Source organism: Paracnuella aquatica (genome assembly GCF_003332885.2).
Lineage (GTDB): Bacteria > Bacteroidota > Bacteroidia > Chitinophagales > Chitinophagaceae > Flavisolibacter > Flavisolibacter aquaticus.
Window position 1 is genome coordinate 914,064 of sequence record NZ_QOWJ01000001.1, and the last position, 20,139, is coordinate 934,202.

Genomic DNA, 20,139 nt, shown 5'->3' on the forward strand with positions numbered 1-20,139 from the left:
TTATTAAGGCTGCTGCGCGGCCCTTTCCCCAGGGATCGAAATTTCCAGTTCTTCGATGGTTTGTGCATCGGCTACATGAAAGTTGCCAATGCGGGTACGGCACAAAGCACTGAGGTAACCGCCTACCCCAAGGTGGGCGCCAAAATCATTTGCTAAACTGCGTATGTACGTGCCCGTGGTACACACCACGCGGAAATGAACTCGTGGCAAATCAATCCCAGTCAGTTCAAATTCCTTAATAGTAACGGGCCGTGGCTCCAGCTTTACCTCCTGCCCTTTCCGGGCCATTTCATACACCCTTTTGCCCCCTTGTTTAATGGCAGAATGAATGGGTGGCGTTTGTAAAATATCGCCGGTAAATACTTTGGTGGCTTCGTATAGTTGTTGCCCAGTTAAATGCCCAATGTCCTTGAAATCGGTGGGCTCGCTTTCCAGGTCGTAGGTGGGTGTGATGGCACCCAACGTAATGGTACCGGTATATTCTTTCTCCTGCGCCATGTACTCGTTGATCTTCTTGGTAAACTTCCCGGTGCACACAATCAGCAAGCCGGTGGCCAGCGGGTCGAGGGTTCCGGCGTGCCCTACTTTCTTCGTTTTAGAGAGGTAGCGAATCTTGCTCACCACGTTAAAAGAAGTCCAGGTCAGCGGCTTGTTTACCAATAAAACTTTACCCTGCGCAAATACATTGTCCACGGCGTTCATCCCCGCAAAGGAAGGGAAGAATTTCGAACAGACGAACAAGGAATGTCGAACAGAGAAAGTTTGGGAAGAATATCGAAAAAGGAACAAGGAGCAGATGAACGATAAATTATTGATTATGGATTATTAATTATTGAACTTGATCCAAATCTATAATTCATCATCAGTCCACCTTCATCATTCCTCTGTTCCTTGTTCGTCTTTTCGAAATTTCCCTAGTATGCTCTGGCAAAAAGCACCCGCTCTTTTGAGGGTTTGCCGGTGAGGATACAGGCTCCTTCTTCCTGCTGGTTGTTGAGCGGAATGCAGCGAATGGTGGCTTTTGTTTGCTCCTTGATGGCCGCTTCCGTTTCTTCGGTGCCGTCCCAATGGGCTGCAATAAAGCCACCTTTTTCGTCGAGCAGGTGTACAAAATCATCCCAGTTATTGGCAGGCGTAATGTGCTCTTGCTGGTAGCTTTTCGCCCGCTCAAACATGTTTTGCTGGATTGCATCAAGCAGGGCCTGCACATGCGCTACTACGCCATCGATGGCGATGGTTTCTTTTTCTTTTGTATCGCGGCGGGCTACTTCAATGAGGCCGGCCTCCAGGTCGCGAACGCCCAATGCCAGGCGCACTGGCACACCTTTCAATTCATATTCGGCAAACTTCCAGCCTGGCCGGTTGTTGTCGTTGTCGTCGTATTTAACCGAAATGCCCAGCGCTTTCAGCTCTTTTACGATCTGCCCTACTTTCTCGTCGATGCGGGCTTTTTGCTCATCGCCTTTGTAAATGGGCACAATCACCACCTGCAGCGGCGCAATCTTCGGCGGCAGCACCAGACCTTCGTCATCGCTGTGCGCCATTACCAGCGCACCAATGAGGCGGGTGCTTACACCCCAACTGGTGGCCCAAACATATTCCTGCTTGTTTTCCTTGCTCAGGAATTTTACATCAAATGCCTTGGCAAAATTTTGCCCCAGGAAATGCGACGTACCGGCCTGCAATGCTTTGCCATCTTGCATCAGCGCTTCAATGCAATAAGTATCTTCTGCACCGGCAAAACGTTCGGATGCAGTTTTTACACCACGCACCACGGGCACTGCCATAAACTCCTCCACGAAAGTGGCGTACACATCCAGCATTTTGCGTGTTTCTTCCACCGCCTCTTCAGCAGTGGCATGGGCAGTGTGACCTTCCTGCCACAAAAATTCGGCGGTGCGCAAAAACAGCCGGGTACGCATTTCCCAGCGCACCACGTTGGCCCACTGGTTTACCAGGATGGGCAGATCGCGGTAGCTTTGGATCCAGTCTTTATAAGTATTCCAGATAATGGCTTCCGATGTGGGCCGCACCACCAGTTCTTCTTCCAGTTTAGCTTCGGGGTCAACCATTAACTTGCCTTTGTTCTGGGGATCGGTTTTGAGGCGGTAATGCGTTACTACGGCGCATTCTTTTGCAAAGCCTTCAGCATTTTTTTCTTCCGCCTCAAACAGGCTTTTGGGTACAAACAAGGGGAAATAAGCATTCTGGTGGCCGGTTTCCTTGAACATGCGGTCCAGCTCGTCGCGCATATTTTCCCAAAGGGCAAAACCATATGGCTTAATGACCATACAGCCCCGAACGGCCGAATAATCGGCAAGGCCGCCTTTTAAAACCAGGTCGTTGTACCACTGCGAATAATCCTGCGAACGGGAGGTAATTGCTTTACTCATAACTTTGTAGTTGCATCCACATCTTTAATATTAGGTTAACAGCAAAAGGCTGTAATTTAACGTAGTAAACAGGTGCTCAGGATGCGGCAGCAAAAGTAGCATCTTAACTCATTAAAACATCTGCCATGAAATCAGTATTACCCTTAATAGCATTGGCGGTTTTTGCCAGCAGTTGTTCCACAGCGTACAAAAGCGGGCAGACACCCGACGACGTGTACTTTTCACCGGAGCCGAAGCCATATGTAAGCGCTGCCCGCAGCGACAATGATTATGTGCAGATGGACCGTGAGAACAGTCGCCAGTACCGCAATAACAACAACCGCCGCCAGCAGCAATACTCCGATCCGGAGGCTTACTATGATGACCGTTACCTGCGCATGAAGGTTCGCAACCGCCGTATGTGGTCGGGGCTGGATTACTATTATGCCGATCCGTTTGCATACCGCTATATGGATCCGTTCTTTGGCGGCATCGGCGCATACGGAGCATACAGCTACTGGAACCCATACATGGCCTGGGGTTATCATTACAACCCATATTACAGCCCATACAACCACGTAATTATTTCGAACCCGAAAAGCCCGGTATACAGCAGGCCACGCACAGCCAACCTGAATGTATTTAACCGGCCAAATGCCCCGGTGTATAGTTCGCCGCGCCAATCGAACGGCAAGTTTTATGGCAACAACGGCAACGGTAACAACCGCAGCTACAGCCAGCCTCGCGATTTTGGCAACGATATCCGCAATACGTTTGGCAACAACAGGAGCAGCAGCCCCACACCTACTTACTCTGCACCCAGCAGGTCTACCATGAGCAGCGGCAGCAGTTCGTCGGGAAGCTCCTCAAGCGGCAGCAGCGGTGGCGGCAGCGCACCGGTTCGCAAGTTCTAAAAGGTCTTTACAAAACAGCCTGGTGAAGCGTGCATGAATCCATCATGCGGCACCGGGCTTTTTTGTACCTGATGGCGAAAGGATGATTGGCTATTGAACATCGGAAGTTGCAATTATTTACGATTTTGGATTGACGATTTACGATGGAAAGCAGCTTTTCACGATTCACGATTGACCCAAAGATTATTTCTATAGCAACAGAACCCTTAATACAGATGAATAAAAGATGGGCATTTTTTGCGGCCGGATATCTTATCTGCCAAACTGCAGCGGCACAGGAACCTTCGGATGCACTCCGGTTTTCGTACACGGTGCCGGGAGGCACGGCCAGAGCTAAAGCCATTGGCGGCGCCATGGGCTCGCTGGGCGGCGACATTACGGCAACATTTGTAAACCCCGCTGGCCTAGGCTTTTACCGCACCGGCGATTTTGTATTCAGCCCGCAGCTGCGCTTTGGCAGTACAAAGGCGGCCTATTTTGGCCGCACCGAACAGGAAAAACAAAACAAATTTAACTGGGGCACCACAGGCTTTGTGTTTGGCGGCGGCTCCAACTCGGGCAATATGCGCGGCGCAGCGATGTCGCTGGCATACAACCGCACCGCCGATTTCAACAACAATGTTTTTTACCAGGGTGCCAACAACCGGAGTTCGTTTGCGCAAAAATATTTAGAGGAAGTAAACGGACGTAATGCCAACAGCGTAGCTGCCGACTATCCGTTTGGCGCATCGCTGGCGCTGAACACCTATTACATCGATACGTTCAATACCATTTCGCAATTCAAAACATTGGCGCCGGCCGGAAATTTATTGCAGCGGCAATCGCTTAACGAAACAGGCGGCATCGACGAGTTTGCGCTGGGTGGCGCAGTGAATATGGACAACAAGGTGATGATCGGTGCCAGCATCGGCATCCCAGTGTTGCGCTACCAGCGGATTGCGCAGTTTGGTGAGGCAGATGCTACGGACAACCCAAATAACAATTTTAATGCAATGGTGCTCAACGAAGACCTGAAGACCACCGGCGCCGGCATCAATGCAAAGATCGGTGTCATCTTCAAGCCGCAGGAAGCATGGCGTGTGGGCATTGCTTTTCATTCGCCCACGCTGTATAATTTAACCGACAATTACTATGTTTCCATGCAAACCGATACCGAGGGTTTCCAAGGGGAACAGCGGCAGAATTCAGAGGATGTAAGTGGCGCTGCGGCGGAATTTAAATACACCCTCACCACGCCTTACCGCGCCATTGCTTCGGTATCGTATGTGCTGCACGAAGTGGAAGATGTAAGCAAGCAACAGGGTTTTATTACCGCCGATCTGGAACACGTAAATTATAAAGCTGCATCGTACCAGCCCAATAACGAAGTGGTGGGCGATCAATCCACAAAAGAATACCTCCGATCGGTGAACCGCGCCATTGATAATGCTTACAAAGGCGCACTGAATGCACGGCTGGGCGGCGAGCTTAAATTTACCACGCTGATGGTGCGGGCCGGTGTCGCTTATTATGGCAACCCTTACCAGCAGTTCAACGGCGAAAAAGCGCACCGCCTGAACCTGAGTGGCGGCCTGGGTTACCGCAACCGCGGCTTTTTTGCCGACCTCACTTATGTGCATGCCCTTAACCGCGATGTGCATTTTGCCTATCGTTTGGAAAATCCTGCAGATTATGCCGGTGCGAAATTGAATCAAAGCCTTGGCAATGTATTGTTTACAGTAGGCTTTAAATTATAAAAGAACAATTTTCAGATCAATTATAATAAAGCGGGCCATTCAGTGAATGGCCCGCTTTATTATTTAATGCTCGTTTAGCTGTTGGTGCACATATGCTAATATCGACTCTGTTGCTGCGGGATGAAACCATTGGTACGCACCATCGCGTCGAAACCAGGTAAGCTGCCGCTTGGCATATTGGCGGGTGTTTTGTTGAATAGCCTGCACGGCGGCTTCAAAAGTTATATTGCCATCCAGGTAAGCAAACAACTCGCGGTAACCTACTGTTTGCAGTGCGTTAAGCTGGCGAAAAGGAATCAGTGTTTTTACTTCATCCAACAGGCCCTCTTCCATCATTATTTCAACCCGCCGGTTGATGCGCTGATGGAGTGTTTCTTTGTCGAGTTCCAGCGCAATTTTAATAATATTGAATGGCCTCTTTTTTTTGACGCCGGTACGGAATGTGACAATGGATTTGCCTGTGGCTAAAAAAACTTCCAGTGCCCGCATTAATCGTTGCGGGTTGGCCACTTCGCCTTGTGCAAAAAATAAGGGATCGTTTTTCGCCACTGCATCCTGCAGCCAAGAGAGACCTTGCAATGCGTACTGCTGCCGCACTTCGTCTCTTATTGTTTCCGGCACATCAGGAATGGGATCAAAGCCGTCGCAAAAAGCCTGTAGGTACAAACCAGTGCCGCCGGTCATGACCACTACATTGTTTGTTTCAAAAATCTGCGCTGCTTTTTCTAATGCATACTGCTCAAACGTTGCAGCCGTGACATTTTGAGTAATTGTATGCGACGCAATAAAATGATGCGGCACCGCAGCCAGTTCTTCAGCCGATGGACGCGCCACACCGATACACATTTCACGGTAGCATTGGCGGCTGTCCGCCGAAATGATTTCCGTTTGGAAATGCTGCGCCACTGAAATAGCAGCGGCTGTTTTGCCCACTGCCGTTGGCCCACCAATGATGATGACTGTTTTGCGATCCAAAGTTTTTATTTACAAAATCTAGTTATCAAAAATCGAAAATCTTACGTGCCGGGATTTGTAGTTGATGAAATCGGTGCAAAGTTTTTCAACGCATCATCCCATAAAAAAAAAGATGCACAAAGAAATCTTTGTGCGATCCAATTCATCCATTTTTTGACGTACACTAAAATTCGTCGTTGCGTTCTTCGCCACCCATCTCTTCGGTGCCCGAGTCGTCGCTATCGCCATCGTCGCCTTCGGTGCCAAAGCCTTCTGCATCTTTCCCGAGATCGTATTTTTCTTCCACATCCGCAAACTTTTCGCCAAGCAAGCTTTTGGTGCCATACTGGCTTGGTGGGATGCCCTCCTTGCGTACAACCGCCGGGTAGGTAAGCTTTGGATTTTCCTCTTTCGACACGTTAATCAACTCCACCAGGAACGTCCAGTTCTTGGCAAAATCGTACACATAAATAAACTTCTGGTTCGGGTCGCGGATCTCGGAACCAATGGCGGTTTCCGACATCATCAGCGGCGCAGCTTTGTAGGCTTTTTCGTACACCTGCAGCGAAATTTCGCGACCGCGTTGCCAGTTGTCGTTGCTGCGGTAAAAAGTTGCGGCATGTTTGCTGTCAAACTCAAATGCTTTCAGAATCGTTTCGTGCAGGTCCAAAAAATTCTGGGTATGCCGGATGGATACATCGCGGTACACACTATCGTCTTCTTCAAAATAAATCCGGAACCGTAAAATTGCCATGTGGTCGGGGGGGCTTAGTGGGTTTCAAAAATAGGGTTTTCACAATTACTGTACCGGCTGTAACCCCAACTCCTCCCCTTTTTGCAACATAAAGCGGAAAGCGGCCTCGTAATCGTTGGCAATAATGCCATCGAGGATGGCTTCGCGGATGGCTGTTTTAATAACCCCAACCGGCCTGGATGGGCCAATACCAAAGGTTTGCATGATCTGTTCGCCCGACACCGGCGGCTGCCAATTGCGTACCCGGTCGCTTTCTTCCACCTCGGTGCAGCGCTTCCGCACCAGGTTGAAATTTTCGAGGTAACGCCGCACTTTATGCGGGTTTTTCGACGTAATGTCCGATTCGCAAAGAATCATCAGGTCATCGAAATCATTGCCCGCATCAAACAACAGCCGCCGCATGGCCGAGTCGGTAATGTCTTCTTTTGAAAGCCCGATGGGCCGCAGGTGCAGCTCCACGAGCTTCTGCACATATTTCATTGGTTCGCCCAAGGGCAGGCGCAGCTTGTTGAATATTTTGGGCACCATGCGGCCGCCCACCACCTCGTGTCCATGAAAGGTCCAGCCATGGCCTTCTTCGAAGCGCTTGGTGGCTGGTTTGCCAATATCGTGTAAAATAGCAGCCCAGCGCAACCACAGGCTAGTGCTGCGTTCCGCCACATTATCCAACACCTGCAGGGTGTGGTAGAAATTGTCCTTGTGCCCTTTACCGTCAATGTATTGTGCGCCTGACAGTGCCGCCATTTCGGGGAATATAATCTGCAGCAAACCGGTTTTGTACAAGTGATCAAAGCCAATGGACGGCTTCGGGCTCAGCACAATTTTATTCAATTCGTCGGTGATGCGCTCCTGCGTAATGATGCGAATCCGATCCCGATTGCGCTTAATTGCAGCCAGCGTCTCTGGGTCGATTTGAAAACGCAGTTGCGCCGCAAACCTTACACCGCGCATCATCCGCAGCGGGTCGTCGCTAAAAGTCTGGTCCGGATCGAGGGGTGTTTTCAACACGCAGTTCTTCAGGTCTTCCAGCCCATTGAACGGATCGATCAGTGTTCCATAATCCGATTCGTTTAGCGAAACGGCCAAGGCATTGATGGTAAAATCGCGGCGGTTCTGGTCGTCTTCCAATGTGCCGGGCTCCACTTCGGGGTTACGGCTTTCGGATTGGTAACTTTCCCTGCGAGCCCCAACAAATTCGAGGTCGAAGCCATCGCTGAGGCGCATTTGCGCGGTGCCGTAATGTTTAAATAACTGCACGCTGGGCTTTGGCCGAAATTGTTTGGCGGCTTCCTGCGCCAACTCCAGCCCGTTGCCTACACACACAAAATCGGCGTCTTTGGTGGGGCGGCTCAATATTTTATCCCGAACAAAACCACCGATCAAATAGCAAGGTACCTGCAGGGTTGCCGCAGCTTTTGCTATTTTTTTAAACACCATCTTCTCATACTCGGAGCAGGGAATATCCATCGGCGCAAAAATATAACGGAACCGGTGATTTGGGAACCGGTGATTTAAAGGATTGAGAATGAGTAAAAAGACAATTGAGTGAAAAGGCAGCGGGAAAATGGCTGCCGCAAACGTTCAAACTTAGTTCGACTGATGCGTAAACCTGCATCGAAATGCATGTGATCAAGAATGGCGGCACACTTCTGTCTTACTTGCTTGCTTGCAAAACCAAAATATTACTGTCCTTTTAATGCTTTCAAATCATACAAATCACCGGTTCATCGGAGGCGCTGCACCGCACCATCCACCCAACGAATAATTTGCGAAGGCTGTGCGGCAGTTGTCTCTTCCTGTCGCCATTGCACCACGTAATCAACACCATTTTTTATTGCATCGCTGATTTGGCCGAAATGTGCCGGCGAAGGATCGCCGCTGATGTTTGCCGACGTAGAAACCAGCGGCTTGCGAAAACGCTTAATGAGGTGCCGGCAAAATGTATCCCGCACCAGGCGTATGCCTACCGAGCTGTCTTCGGCTACCATGTTGGAAGCCAGTCCCAGCGCACCATTAAAAATAATGGTGGTGGGCCGCTCCTGCGCTGCCACATAATCAAATACGGCCAGGTCGGGGGCAGCCACGTATTGCAACACATCCCGTTCATCGGCCAGCAACACGATCAGGCTTTTGCTTTCCGCACGGTTTTTTAGTGCATATACTTTCTGCACGGCGGCTTCATCGGTAGCATCGCAGCCAATACCCCAAATCGTGTCGGTGGGATATAAAATCAAGCCGCCGTTGTGGAGCACTTCCAGGCATTGTTGTATGTCGTGTTCAAAGGCTTCCATGTGTTATAATTTGTTCGTAAACATTCATTACAGAACGAGTGCATTGTTCCAACGAAAATTGCTGCGCCTGCACTTTTCCTTTTGCAATCAGGTCATGCCGCAGTGCTACATCATTTTGCAGCCGCACCATTGCTGCAGCTATGTCGGCAACATTTAATGGATCAACCAAAAGCGCTGCGTTGCCCGCCGTTTCGGGCAGGCAGGATGTATTGGAAGTAATGATCGGCGCCCCGCTCCACATAGCTTCCAGCACAGGTATGCCAAATCCTTCAAAAAGCGAAGGGTATATAAAACCGGTAGCCATTTGGTAAAGGGCGGCAAGATTGATAGTATGTTTCAGGTCGGCCTCTTTGCTGGCAGGATTAATCGTGGAGGTAAACAACACGCGATCCGCCAATCCGGCCTTTTGCACATAATCTTTTACCTGTTGTGCATATTTTTTGCCCGTGCCTACCACTACCAGGGGTAACCGAAAATCATCTCCAGCTTTCTTCATTGCCATGCAAATGCGCAACAGGTTTTTCCGTTCAATGATCGACCCGACGTAAAGAAAAAAATCCTGTGGCAGGCTATATGCTTTTCGCACAGCTTCTTTATGTTCAACCGGCGCAACTGCTGCAAAAACGGGATCGCAGCTTTGGTAGCAGACGGCAATTTTTTGTGCCGGCACACGGTATAATTCCACCAAATCTTTCTTGGTTTGTTCACTGATGGCAATCACTGCATTGGCGTGGTTGCATGCATGTTGAATTTTACGCCGGTGCACCAGCACTTCATATTTACCGTATTGATGCGGGTAGCGTTCAAAAATCAGGTCGTGCACGGTTACGATCGATTTTACGCCAGTTTTATCCAAGCCAACCGGGATCTCGTGGCTAAGGCCATGATAGAGCTCAATGTTCCTTTTTTCTATATCCGCTACAATACCGCGGCTGCGCCAAAACGATGAAAAAGTTTGGTTAAACCAGCCATTGGGCTTCACCTCCTCTAATGGCATGTTCGGCGGCATTGCAAACCTTTGCGTTGGTTTTGGATTGAACAAAAAATATTGATGCTGCGGGTACAGTGCCGCCAGCCCATTCACCAGCGTTCGGCTATAATTGCCCAAACCGGTGGGGTTGTGGAAATACCGTTTTGCATCAAATCCTATGTTCATATATCAGGTGTTCGATAAATGTGATCACCGCCTTTGTCCGGGTTGAATTAAGTTTGCAAATCTATGCTTCGGCCCGCATTAATTTTTTAAAACAACAATGGCGCGGCCGCAGGCTAAAAAGCATACCAACATGAACCTACAGGAATCAATTGCCCAAGCATGGGCCAACCGCGACCTGCTGCAGCAGGCCGAGACACAGGAAGCCATACGAACCGTAATTGAAGCAGTGGATAAAGGCGGGCTACGCGTGGCCGAACCCACTGGCGACGGCTGGGTAGTAAACGAATGGGTAAAGCAGGCCATCCTGCTGTATTTTGGCATTCAGCCCATGCAAACCTGGGAGCTGCAGCCGTTTGAGTTTTACGACAAAATGTTGTTGAAAAAAGGCTTTAAAGAATTGGGTGTACGGGCCGTGCCGCCTGCCACTGCACGCTATGGTGCCTTTATTGCCAAGAACGTGGTATTGATGCCATCGTATGTAAACATTGGTGCTTATGTAGATGAAGGCACCATGGTAGACACATGGGCTACCGTGGGCAGCTGTGCGCAAATTGGCAAGAACGTGCACCTGAGTGGCGGCGTTGGTATTGGCGGTGTTTTGGAGCCGTTGCAGGCAGCGCCTGTGATCATCGAAGATGGTTGCTTTTTAGGTTCGCGCAGCATTGTGGTGGAAGGTGTACGTGTAGAGCGTGAAGCTGTTTTGGGCGCCAACGTGGTACTGACCAAAAGCACCAAGATCATTGATGTAAGCGGATCGGAGCCGGTAGAACATAAGGGTGTGGTGCCTGCCCGCAGCGTGGTGATCCCGGGATCGTACAATAAAAAATTTCCCGCGGGTGAATACGGCGTGCCTTGCGCACTGATCATCGGGCAGCGCAAAGCCAGCACGGATCTGAAGACCAGCCTAAACGATGCACTCCGTGATTTTAATGTAGCGGTTTAGTTGCGGTTGATAGCAATTATTCTTTAAACAAACAACATTTAAATATTGACAAATTGGCCGGTGAGTAAAGTGTTTTCCAATCTTTGACCGGCCATTTTTTTATTTGTATTGGATGAGAAAAGCTTTACGCATTGGCAAAATGAATTGCTGAAAAATTCATCCTTCCTGCTGCACATTTTTTGACTTTTGAATTTTGCCTTTTTACTTATCGCTGCTTCATTCAACACACGTTCTATTTTAAAAAAGCATGGTCCAGAACATCAGGTCTTCCGGGTTTTTATTGGCGTTGCTGGGCTCGTTGCTTTTTTCCACCAAAGCCATATTTGTAAAACTGGCTTTTGCCGGCACATCGGTTGATGCGCTGTCTTTGCTTGCAGTGCGCATGATCTGTGCGTTGCCCTTTTACCTGGCTGCTGCATTTTGGATCAACAACAGCGAAGGCAGCCAACCGCTCACCGGCAGGCAATGGCGTATTGTGCTGGTGCTGGGATTGTTTGGCTATTATCTGAGCAGCTTGTTTGATTTTATGGGCCTGCAATATATTTCCGCGGGCCTCGAGCGGCTTATTTTGTTTTTGTATCCCACGTTCTCGCTGCTGATCAACAGCATTGTATTTAAGCAAAAAATGTTGCTGCGCCAATGGATGGCCGTTGCACTTACTTATGCCGGCATCATCCTCGCATTTTTTGGTGAACTGGAATTGGATAGTGCCAATCCAAATTTCTTCCTGGGTTCGGGGCTGGTTTTTTTGTGTGCCATTACTTACGCCATTTACATTTCAGGCAGCGGCCGCATTATTCCGCAGGTGGGTGCCAACCGGTTCACATCCTACGCTATGCTGGCCGCAACGGGCGGCATTTTGTTGCACTATGTAATTGGCGGTAATTATACTGCGCTGGGCCAAGGAATGAGCTTGTGGATATACGGACCTGCACTGGCAATTATTGCGACTGTTATTCCTTCCTATCTTATTTCTGCGGGCATGAAAAAAATTGGCTCAAGCAATGTGGCGATTATTTCTTCCATTGGCCCGGTATCAACCATTGTGCAGGCACATTATTTTTTGGGCGAACCCATTTTTTGGCAGCAAATTGCCGGCACCGGACTGGTACTCACCGGCATTTTATTATTGAGCAAAAAGAGTGAAAAATAATTTCGCACCATTTTGTTTTATTTTCAAATGGGCCTCCTATATTTGCACTCCCAACGCCGTAAAGCACAACGCTTTAAGCAAGTTGCCCAGGTGGCGAAATTGGTAGACGCACCGTCTTCAGGTGGCGGCGCCGCGAGGTGTGCTGGTTCGAATCCAGTCCTGGGCACACGAAAAGATAACAGGTGATCTTAATTAAGGTCACCTGTTTCTTTTTAGGTTCGTGTCTGCTTCCCACATTATAATGCAACTGATAGTTCAATAACGCTGTCTTTTAGAACCATTTTTTAATCCTTTACAATCGTACACCCTGGATCAGAATCGTAGCTTTCACCGATTGTTCTTTAAGGTGTAAAAATTTTCGTCGCTCCTTGTCGTTTTTATATTTTTCAAAGTCATCTTGCGATGGAAAAGTGGCAATATGAATTTCGTATGGCTCCTCGATGGAAGCTTCAATGAATGCACTCCGCTCCGGCCGCAAACGGAATAAAAGTTGCCCGTTGTACTGCGCTATCTGCGGTATGGCTATTTGTTCGAATTCATCAAACACTTTTTCCTGCCCGGGAATGATGTAAACGAGTTGCGTAATATAAAGCAAAGCACACTATTTAGTCTATTACAAAAAATTGATCCTTCGAAACTTCACAGCGGGCATTATCCTTGCAACAACTTCCAGCAAACTTTTGCGGTAATCTTGACTTTTAAACATTTGCCATTGCAGGGTTCACAAAGTCTTTAATTAAATGCAGACCATTTCCGACTTCACAAATAATCGTGCAGCACAAACTCAATAGGTGATTTTTTGAACAGCGTTTTCTACTTAACGGCTTTATCTCCTGCCATTACTTCGATCATTTGCATCACGGTCACTCCATCCTCTGCCGAGCATGGATTTTCACCTCTATCTAAAAAATAGTCAACCACCTTCTGTATCATGGGCTGTTGTACATGCGGCAATGGATCGAATAAAAATTGTTGCTCGCCTCCGCCGCGATTAAGTACCAGGGGCTGGTGTGTGAAAAATGAAAATTTGATAGAGCCCTCGGTACCGAATATTTCACATTCGTCGCGTTTTTGACCAGCGGAAAAACACCAAGATCCGGCAAATGCAACCGGGCCGGGAAATATGGCCTGGCCTATGGTTGTATCAGCGGCAGGATACAAATTAGCACCGTTAAACGAGCACCCCGACGCAACTTCAGGGGCGCCAAAAAAATGGAGCATCAAATCGAGCTGGTGCGGCGCCAGGTCGTGCAACAAGCCGCCGCCGGAAATAGCCGGATTGTAGCGCCAGGGTTCTTCGGTGTGGGCAACCAAGTTGCCCTGGTGGGGTTGCAAACATTGCAATTGCACCAGTCGCGGAACGCCAATAGCGCCTTCCGCAATGAGCGATTTAATTTTCAGGTACAGCGGCTGTGCCCTGCGGTAATGGGCCACAGAAAGTTTCAGGCCTGTTTCCTTAGCCACCTGCGCCATTCGGGCGGCAGCGGCCGCACTAACAGCCATGGGTTTTTCTACATACACCGGTTTGCCTGCACGCAGTGCTGCCACGGTATATTCCTCGTGCTGCAAGGGCGGCGTTGCAATATAAACGGCATTTACTTCCGGGTCGTTGATGAGGCGTGCGGCATCACTGTACCAGCGGTCCACGCCGTGCCGCCGGGCATAGTCCGCTGCCTTATCCGCATTGCGGCGCATCACGGCCACCAGTTTTGAATCGGGTACTTTATTGAAAGCAGGTCCGCTTTTTACTTCCGTAACATCTCCGCAACCAATAATACCCCATCGAATCATTGTTTGGCTCATATTGCTTAAAGCTAAAGATTATCCGGTTTAAGCAAATGCGTTTATTGTTTATTTCCACGGCGCCATCTATCTAGCCTATTCCAAAATTTGCAACACTAATTTTTGCCGAACCTGTCTAGAAAATTTTTTGTGCTCGGGATATAGCAATCGATGGCATCCTCGTGTTTGGTCATGCGTTCAGTGTATACCACCAAAAAATGAGTTCGTTTTCTTAACTTTCCATCCGGCCGACTGCAACCAACCAACACCTGCTTTATGAGAATTTGCCTTACATTCTTTTCTTTATTGCTTGCCCTATTTTGCCATGCACAACAAAACCTTTCCGGCAGTAAAAGAAACAGTGCTTACACATACGTGTACCAAATCACTCCAAAAGAAGCATTAGCGATTCATAAAAAAGGCACCGCTTCAAAGCCCGCAGCAATGATGCATACTATTTTAGATTCGTTTGCAACCGGTAGCAAAATACCCACGCTCCCCAGTGGAAATTACCTGTTGATGCACGCTGCGGAAAATAAAATGGTGTACCAGCTAACGACGGTACAAGCCGTGCAGGTAAAGGTGTTGAACAATAGGAACGACGTAGCGGTGTTGGTGCACAACAATAATGGCCAGGCCATAAATAACGCAGATGTTTTGCTGGCAGGTAAAAAGCTCCGTTTTGATGGATCAACACAAACCTACCGTTTGAACGGCAGCCGCCGATCGGGACGACTAGAAGTTTACTACCAGAATACACTGCACTGTTCAGAAATTGAAAACACTGCAAAACGAAATCCGATCTGGACCAGGGCACTTGATATTCGTCGGGTAAAATCAATTGGGAACATTTTTAAAAAACGTCACCAGCAGTACCGCTATTACAGCTACTTCCAGTCGCGTACAAAATGGGAGCAAAAATTCAGGGGCTACATGGCCTTTAATAAACCTGTATACAAACCTGGCGACACTGTACACATCAAAGCATTTGTCACTACCCGCAAAGGAAAACCGTTGGACCGTGAATTGTTGCTGCGCCTGACGGATCGTTCTTTTATAACCGATACCATTCTTACAACACTCAAGCCGTACCGCAAAGGCGGTTACGCGGGATCATTTGTATTAAATGAACGGTTGGAACTGGATTTGGATCAGACCTTTTTGCTGACACTTGAAGAACAAAGCAGCAGGAAATACGACCTCTCAAAATACGACGGCGACCTGGACGAAGATGAATATGCCATGGAACGAAAAGTGCTGCTGCGCGGCAATTTTCGTTATGAAGAATATGAATTGACCAACACCACCTTTTTAGCCCGGGCGGACAAAAACGAACACCACCGCGGTGAGGAAATTTCCATTTTCCTGAAAGCAACGGATGAAAACGGACTGGCAGTGCCAGATGGACGCGTAACGATCGACGTGATCGCACTGGACAATGATCAGCAGTTCCATGGGCCAAAAGTTTTTCTGCCTGATACATTATGGCGGCACAATCAAAATTTAGAAGCCGTTGGTGAAACAAAAATCACCATTCCTGATACCATTTTCCCCGCAGCATCATTTAACTACATCATTGCAGTTTCTTTCCGCAACAGCAATAACGAACTGCATACTCAAACGCTTCGGCAGCGATATCACCACCGGCGTGAAAAAATTACTTTTCAACTGAAGTCCGACAGTTTGCACATAGCACTGAAAACTTCGGGAATAGCTACGCAAGCATCGGCTCAATTGGTAATGCTTAATCAAAGCGGCGACACGGTTCAAGTCGCGCAGGTATCATTGCCCGCTGCGCTCAAATACCAACCTTACGTGCACCAATATAGCGTATCGACTGGTGACCTGACCGATTCATTTACTGTTCCCAATGCCGACCAAATGGTATCCTGCCCGGCAGTACGTACACACGATTCTGTTTGGATAAAAGTGGATAACCAACACAAGCTACCAATGTGGTATACGTTGTTTGCCGGCAACCGACCTGTTATGCGCGGCACCAGCGATACGTTGTTTTATATCGGCAAAACAAATACTGCAAAAACCTATTATTTATCGCTGCAGTTTGTTGCGGGCGACGAAACATTTACCAAAGAATATCCTATTCCGTTCCAGGACAAATTATTGCACCTGTCGGTGCAGCAACCGGATGTTGTTTACCCCGGACAACAAACAGAAATAGCTATACAGGTTAGGGATGCAAAAGGAAATCCGGTTCCCAACGTTGATGTGACTGCTTACGCCTTTACACATAAATTCCAACACGTGCAGCCACCCCATGTGCCTTATTTCGGCCGCTTGTCTGGGGCACGTTCGGGCCGAAACAGCATAACCCTTATGGATGGCAACCGGCCCGTCATGCAACAAAACCTGCAATGGGAAAAATGGAGCCACGAACTGGCGCTGGACACAATCGAATACTATCGATTTTTATACCCCGATTCCATTTACTGCAACCACGAACCGGCGAAAGACAGCATCACCCAGATTGCGCCTTTTGTAGTGCAGGACGGCGCGTTGCAGCCTATTCACCTGTTGTATATCGACGAACAACCAGTGTTCTTTAGCAAGGCGCAACAGTTGCAGCGTTATAGTTTTGCCGTGGCACCGGGCAAACATGCAATACGGATGCGCACTGCAAATAAGATCATCCATGTGGATAGCATTTGGGCAGAAAAAGGAATGAAAACTTTTTTCTCGATCAATGCAGATACAGCCAACAAATACGTGCGGATTGTAAAAGCACCGGATACACTTACCCGCCACGAACAAGACCTGTGGACCCGTTACATGATTTTGGTTGAAAGCAACTATGGCGAAAAGCCGGTTTATGTGCAACAGGGTGCTAAAACATTTTCGCTGAATATTGGAAAAGCAACAAATAGACTTGGCGAAACACTGCAACTGGTTGGTCCACTGCTCCCGGGAGATGCAGCACTTGTGGCAAAAAATAATTTCCGCCAAAATTTCGATGTCGAAGGTGGCTTTCAGTACCGGATCAGGGAAGGTTTTGTGCGACAAAAATGGACCGGCAAAGAACTTTTTTCAAAACGCCTGCCGCATTACACGCCACCCGCCAATTTTAGCGACTATGTCTTGACGGAAAAAGAAATAGATACGCTTTGGCAACAATACCTCGATGACCGCAGTGCCAACAGTAATTTATTTTACAATCCACGTTTGCCAAAAGCCGGCAACGGCAAGCTGCAAATTGCGATCGCACCGGATAGTATGAAAGCGCCGTTCGCCATTAAAAACATCATTTTATTTCGTAACGATGATCCCGATTTTATTCGAATTTACAGAGGTGCCGAAAGAAACCTTGGTCACCTGAAGCCGGGCCAATACCGGCTGATATTGCTGCTTCGTGGTGATGCTTATTTTATACAGGAGCACCTGCAGGTTGCCGCCGACGGCACCAATTTTTATACGATAGATGGCATTGCTCCAAAGGCCAAGGATAGCACTTCGATGCGCATTGCGGCCATCATCAACAATCGTGAGCTTGCCCGTATCATGGATGCAGCAGGAGATGCCAATGAAATTAAAGAAACTTTTCACGCTGTATATCTGGACAGCTCACTATTAACACAGCGTGCCGAAGGGCGAGTGTTGGATGGTGCGCAAAACCCTATTGCTGGCGCCACTGTAGTAATCAAGGGTTCTCGTTTGGGCACCATAACGGATTACGCGGGTTATTTCAGCTTACTTATACCCAAGAATGCAACACTGGTTGTTTCCGCAGTAGGATACACTTCTGCGGAGGTAAACGGGCAGGCAGACTTTCTGGAGTTGAGCCTATTAACTGCCAGGCAATCGTTGGCGGAAGTAGTGGTAGTTGGCTATGGTATACAAAGGAAATCAAACGTAACCAGCTCGATAAGCGTAACAACTTTGGGCAATACCCTCTCCGGAAAGGTTGCCGGCATTAATATACGCGGATTAGCCTCGGCCGATGCTGCAAGCAAACCGCTAATCATCGTAGACGGCATGCCATTTAGTGGCAGCCTGGAAAATATTGATCCTGCAATAATTGCCAGCATGTCGGTGTTGAAAGATGCATCGGCAACGGCCATCTACGGTGCTGTAGCAGCGGGCGGTGTGCTCGTGATTACTACCAAAAAACAAGGCGATCAATCGGTAGCAACCGAAATGATGCAACAATATTCTCTTCGCAGCAATTTTCGTGATTATGCGTACTGGCAGCCAAGGCTGGTAACTGATGCAACTGGGCGTGCAACATTTACTACCACCTTTCCCGATGACATTACCAGTTGGCGGGGTTTTGCCATCGCCATGGATGGCAAAAAAAGATCGGGTTTTACCGAATCAAGTGTCAAAGCATTTAAAGCGCTGAGCGGCACGCTTAATTTACCGCAATTCCTCATCTGGAACGACTCCGCCAATATTATTGCAAAAACACAACATTACCTGCCGGACAGCGTGCAACTGGTGCGCAGCTTTAGCGTGAACGACTCCGCACCGACACAACAAAGCATCAAACTTAAAAGTGCATGGATCGACACCTTTGCAGTGGTTGCATCGCAGCAAGATTCCATTAAGTTTAAATACACCATACAAAAAGAAGACGGCTACTTTGATGGCGAAGAGCGGACCATTCCATTGATACGGCCGGGTACTTTGGAAGCCAAGGGAATGTTTGCGGCATTGGAAGGCGACACTACTTTCACCCTTCAATTACCCGCAACAAATGGCCCGGTAAAACTATTTGCCGCATCCTCGCTCCTGCCTGTTATCCTTGATGAAACAGAACAAATTCGGAGGTATGAATACTATTGCAACGAGCAGTTGGCTTCCAAACTAAAAGCCTTGCTGGCGCAGAAAAAGATTGCTGGCTACCTCCATCAAACGTTTAATCGGGATGGGGAGATTAATGAAATTATCAGCCGGCTAAACAAAGGGAAAACGGCAAACAAGCTTTGGGGCTGGTGGGGCAATAGCCAACCGGAATTTTGGATCAGCAGGCATGCCGTGGAAGCCTTACTGGAAGCGGAACAAATGGGCTTTAAGATCAACCTAATTAAACAATCGCTAACCGATCTCTTGGTATTACAAATGGCGACAAGCAGGGGGATTGAAAAGCTGGATGGCCTGAGCATATTAAATGCGTTGCATGCTAAAATTGATTACGGCAAATACCTCGATGAGCTGCGAAAGGATTCAACACTGGATGATGGCTATACACGGTTGAGGCTAATCGAACTGGAACAAAAAGCCGGTTCGCAATTAAACATCGACAGCCTGCTGAAACAAAAGCAACGCACCATGATGGGCAACATTTACTGGGGCGACGAAGGCTATCGCTTTTTCAACAATTCCATTCAGCACACAATGCTGGTATATAAAATGTTGCGGCAAGCTGGTGGCTACGCAAAAGAGCTACAACAAATGCGCAACTATTTTCTGGAGCAACGCAGCAGCGGGCAATGGCGCAATACTTATGAGTCGTCGCTCATCATGGAAACGATTCTGCCCGACCTGCTGCACAACGATTCGTTGCCCCGCCCGGCAAGCTTAACGATTATGGGTAAAGACAATATCCAGGTTTCAACATTTCCTTTTGCAACCGAAATAAACAACAGCGATGCACTGACCGTACAAAAAACGGGTGACCTGCCGGTTTACTTCACGGCATACAGCCAACACTGGAACCGCCACCCACAAAAAGTTGCCAGCGACTTTATAGTTACAACAGCATTTGCAAAAGACAGCGCCGCAGCACCAACGCTTAAAGCAGGCAACCCAGTTGATCTTGAAGTTACAGTGACGGTGAAAGCCGATGCGGATTATGTAATGATAGAAGTGCCCATTCCTGCCGGTTGCAGCTACCGCGATAAGCCGCAATCCTGGCGCAACAACGAAGTGCACCGCGAGTATTTCAAGCACAAGGTGAGCATATTTTGTACGAAGCTAACCAAGGGCACATACACTTTTTCCATACCACTGCTTCCAAAATTTACCGGCAGCTATCAGCTCAACCCCGCCAAAGCGGAAATGATGTATTTCCCCATCTTTTACGGAAGAGAAGGTATGAAACGGGTTAGTATTGATTAACATGAAATA

14 protein-coding genes and 1 tRNA gene are annotated in these 20,139 nt (G+C 48.3%); 6 read left to right on the top strand and 9 right to left on the bottom strand.

What is annotated here, in order from left to right; translation table 11 throughout:
- Positions 1 to 3: 3 nt before the first annotated feature.
- Complete coding sequence (truB, locus tag DRJ53_RS03995; RefSeq protein WP_114234251.1) at positions 4 to 702, bottom strand: tRNA pseudouridine(55) synthase TruB; 699 nt, start codon at positions 700 to 702, stop codon at positions 4 to 6.
- A gap of 212 nt (positions 703 to 914) precedes the next feature.
- Positions 915 to 2,393, bottom strand: coding sequence for a proline--tRNA ligase (gene proS, locus DRJ53_RS04000; RefSeq protein ID WP_114234252.1), 1,479 nt, complete (start codon positions 2,391 to 2,393; stop codon positions 915 to 917).
- A gap of 125 nt (positions 2,394 to 2,518) precedes the next feature.
- On the opposite strand from proS, the gene DRJ53_RS04005 reads away from it, so the two are divergent.
- Both DRJ53_RS04005 and DRJ53_RS04010 read left to right on the top strand, forming a co-directional pair.
- Positions 2,519 to 3,286: a hypothetical protein gene (locus DRJ53_RS04005; protein ID WP_123893345.1), complete on the top strand. Its 768-nt coding sequence runs from the start codon at positions 2,519 to 2,521 to the stop codon at positions 3,284 to 3,286.
- A 215-nt stretch (positions 3,287 to 3,501) separates the two neighbouring features.
- Positions 3,502 to 5,022: a porin family protein gene (locus DRJ53_RS04010; protein ID WP_114234254.1), complete on the top strand. Its 1,521-nt coding sequence runs from the start codon at positions 3,502 to 3,504 to the stop codon at positions 5,020 to 5,022.
- Positions 5,023 to 5,085: 63 nt separating this feature from the next.
- Here DRJ53_RS04010 and miaA read toward each other — a convergent pair whose 3' ends face one another.
- The 5 genes from miaA to DRJ53_RS04035 all read right to left on the bottom strand — a co-directional run bounded on the left by miaA (position 5,086) and on the right by DRJ53_RS04035 (position 10,177).
- On the bottom strand, positions 5,086 to 5,997 hold the full coding sequence (gene miaA / locus DRJ53_RS04015) for a tRNA (adenosine(37)-N6)-dimethylallyltransferase MiaA (protein WP_114234255.1): 912 nt from the start codon (positions 5,995 to 5,997) through the stop codon (positions 5,086 to 5,088).
- Between the two features lie 163 nt (positions 5,998 to 6,160).
- Positions 6,161 to 6,730: an IS1096 element passenger TnpR family protein gene (locus DRJ53_RS04020; protein WP_114234256.1), complete on the bottom strand. Its 570-nt coding sequence runs from the start codon at positions 6,728 to 6,730 to the stop codon at positions 6,161 to 6,163.
- Between the two features lie 45 nt (positions 6,731 to 6,775).
- Positions 6,776 to 8,197 carry a CCA tRNA nucleotidyltransferase gene (locus tag DRJ53_RS04025; RefSeq protein WP_114234257.1) on the bottom strand — a complete coding sequence of 474 codons (1,422 nt, stop codon included), beginning with the start codon at positions 8,195 to 8,197 and terminating at the stop codon, positions 6,776 to 6,778.
- A gap of 257 nt (positions 8,198 to 8,454) precedes the next feature.
- Positions 8,455 to 9,021: an L-threonylcarbamoyladenylate synthase gene (locus DRJ53_RS04030; RefSeq protein WP_114234258.1), complete on the bottom strand. Its 567-nt coding sequence runs from the start codon at positions 9,019 to 9,021 to the stop codon at positions 8,455 to 8,457.
- Positions 9,008 to 10,177, bottom strand: coding sequence for a glycosyltransferase family 4 protein (locus DRJ53_RS04035; protein WP_114234259.1), 1,170 nt, complete (start codon positions 10,175 to 10,177; stop codon positions 9,008 to 9,010). The genes DRJ53_RS04030 and DRJ53_RS04035 overlap by 14 nt, the downstream gene beginning before the upstream one ends.
- 130 nt (positions 10,178 to 10,307) lie before the next feature.
- Here DRJ53_RS04035 and DRJ53_RS04040 point away from each other — a divergent pair, with 130 nt between their 5' ends.
- From DRJ53_RS04040 to DRJ53_RS04055, 3 genes are all read left to right on the top strand, one after another.
- On the top strand, positions 10,308 to 11,120 hold the full coding sequence (locus DRJ53_RS04040; protein WP_114234450.1) for a 2,3,4,5-tetrahydropyridine-2,6-dicarboxylate N-succinyltransferase: 813 nt from the start codon (positions 10,308 to 10,310) through the stop codon (positions 11,118 to 11,120).
- A 247-nt stretch (positions 11,121 to 11,367) separates the two neighbouring features.
- Positions 11,368 to 12,273, top strand: coding sequence for a DMT family transporter (locus DRJ53_RS04050; protein ID WP_114234261.1), 906 nt, complete (start codon positions 11,368 to 11,370; stop codon positions 12,271 to 12,273).
- Between the two features lie 84 nt (positions 12,274 to 12,357).
- Positions 12,358 to 12,439, top strand: a tRNA-Leu gene (locus DRJ53_RS04055).
- Positions 12,440 to 12,565: 126 nt separating this feature from the next.
- On the opposite strand, the gene DRJ53_RS04060 is transcribed toward DRJ53_RS04055, so the two are convergent.
- Positions 12,566 to 12,868 (bottom strand): DUF1330 domain-containing protein, encoded by a 303-nt coding sequence (locus DRJ53_RS04060; protein WP_114234262.1) that lies wholly within the window; start codon positions 12,866 to 12,868, stop codon positions 12,566 to 12,568.
- Positions 12,869 to 13,086: 218 nt separating this feature from the next.
- Positions 13,087 to 14,064 (bottom strand): Gfo/Idh/MocA family protein, encoded by a 978-nt coding sequence (locus DRJ53_RS04065; RefSeq protein WP_114234451.1) that lies wholly within the window; start codon positions 14,062 to 14,064, stop codon positions 13,087 to 13,089.
- A gap of 435 nt (positions 14,065 to 14,499) precedes the next feature.
- Between DRJ53_RS04065 and DRJ53_RS04070 the strand changes: the two genes are divergently transcribed.
- Positions 14,500 to 20,130, top strand: coding sequence for a carboxypeptidase-like regulatory domain-containing protein (locus tag DRJ53_RS04070; RefSeq protein ID WP_162303796.1), 5,631 nt, complete (start codon positions 14,500 to 14,502; stop codon positions 20,128 to 20,130).
- Positions 20,131 to 20,139: the final 9 nt, after the last annotated feature.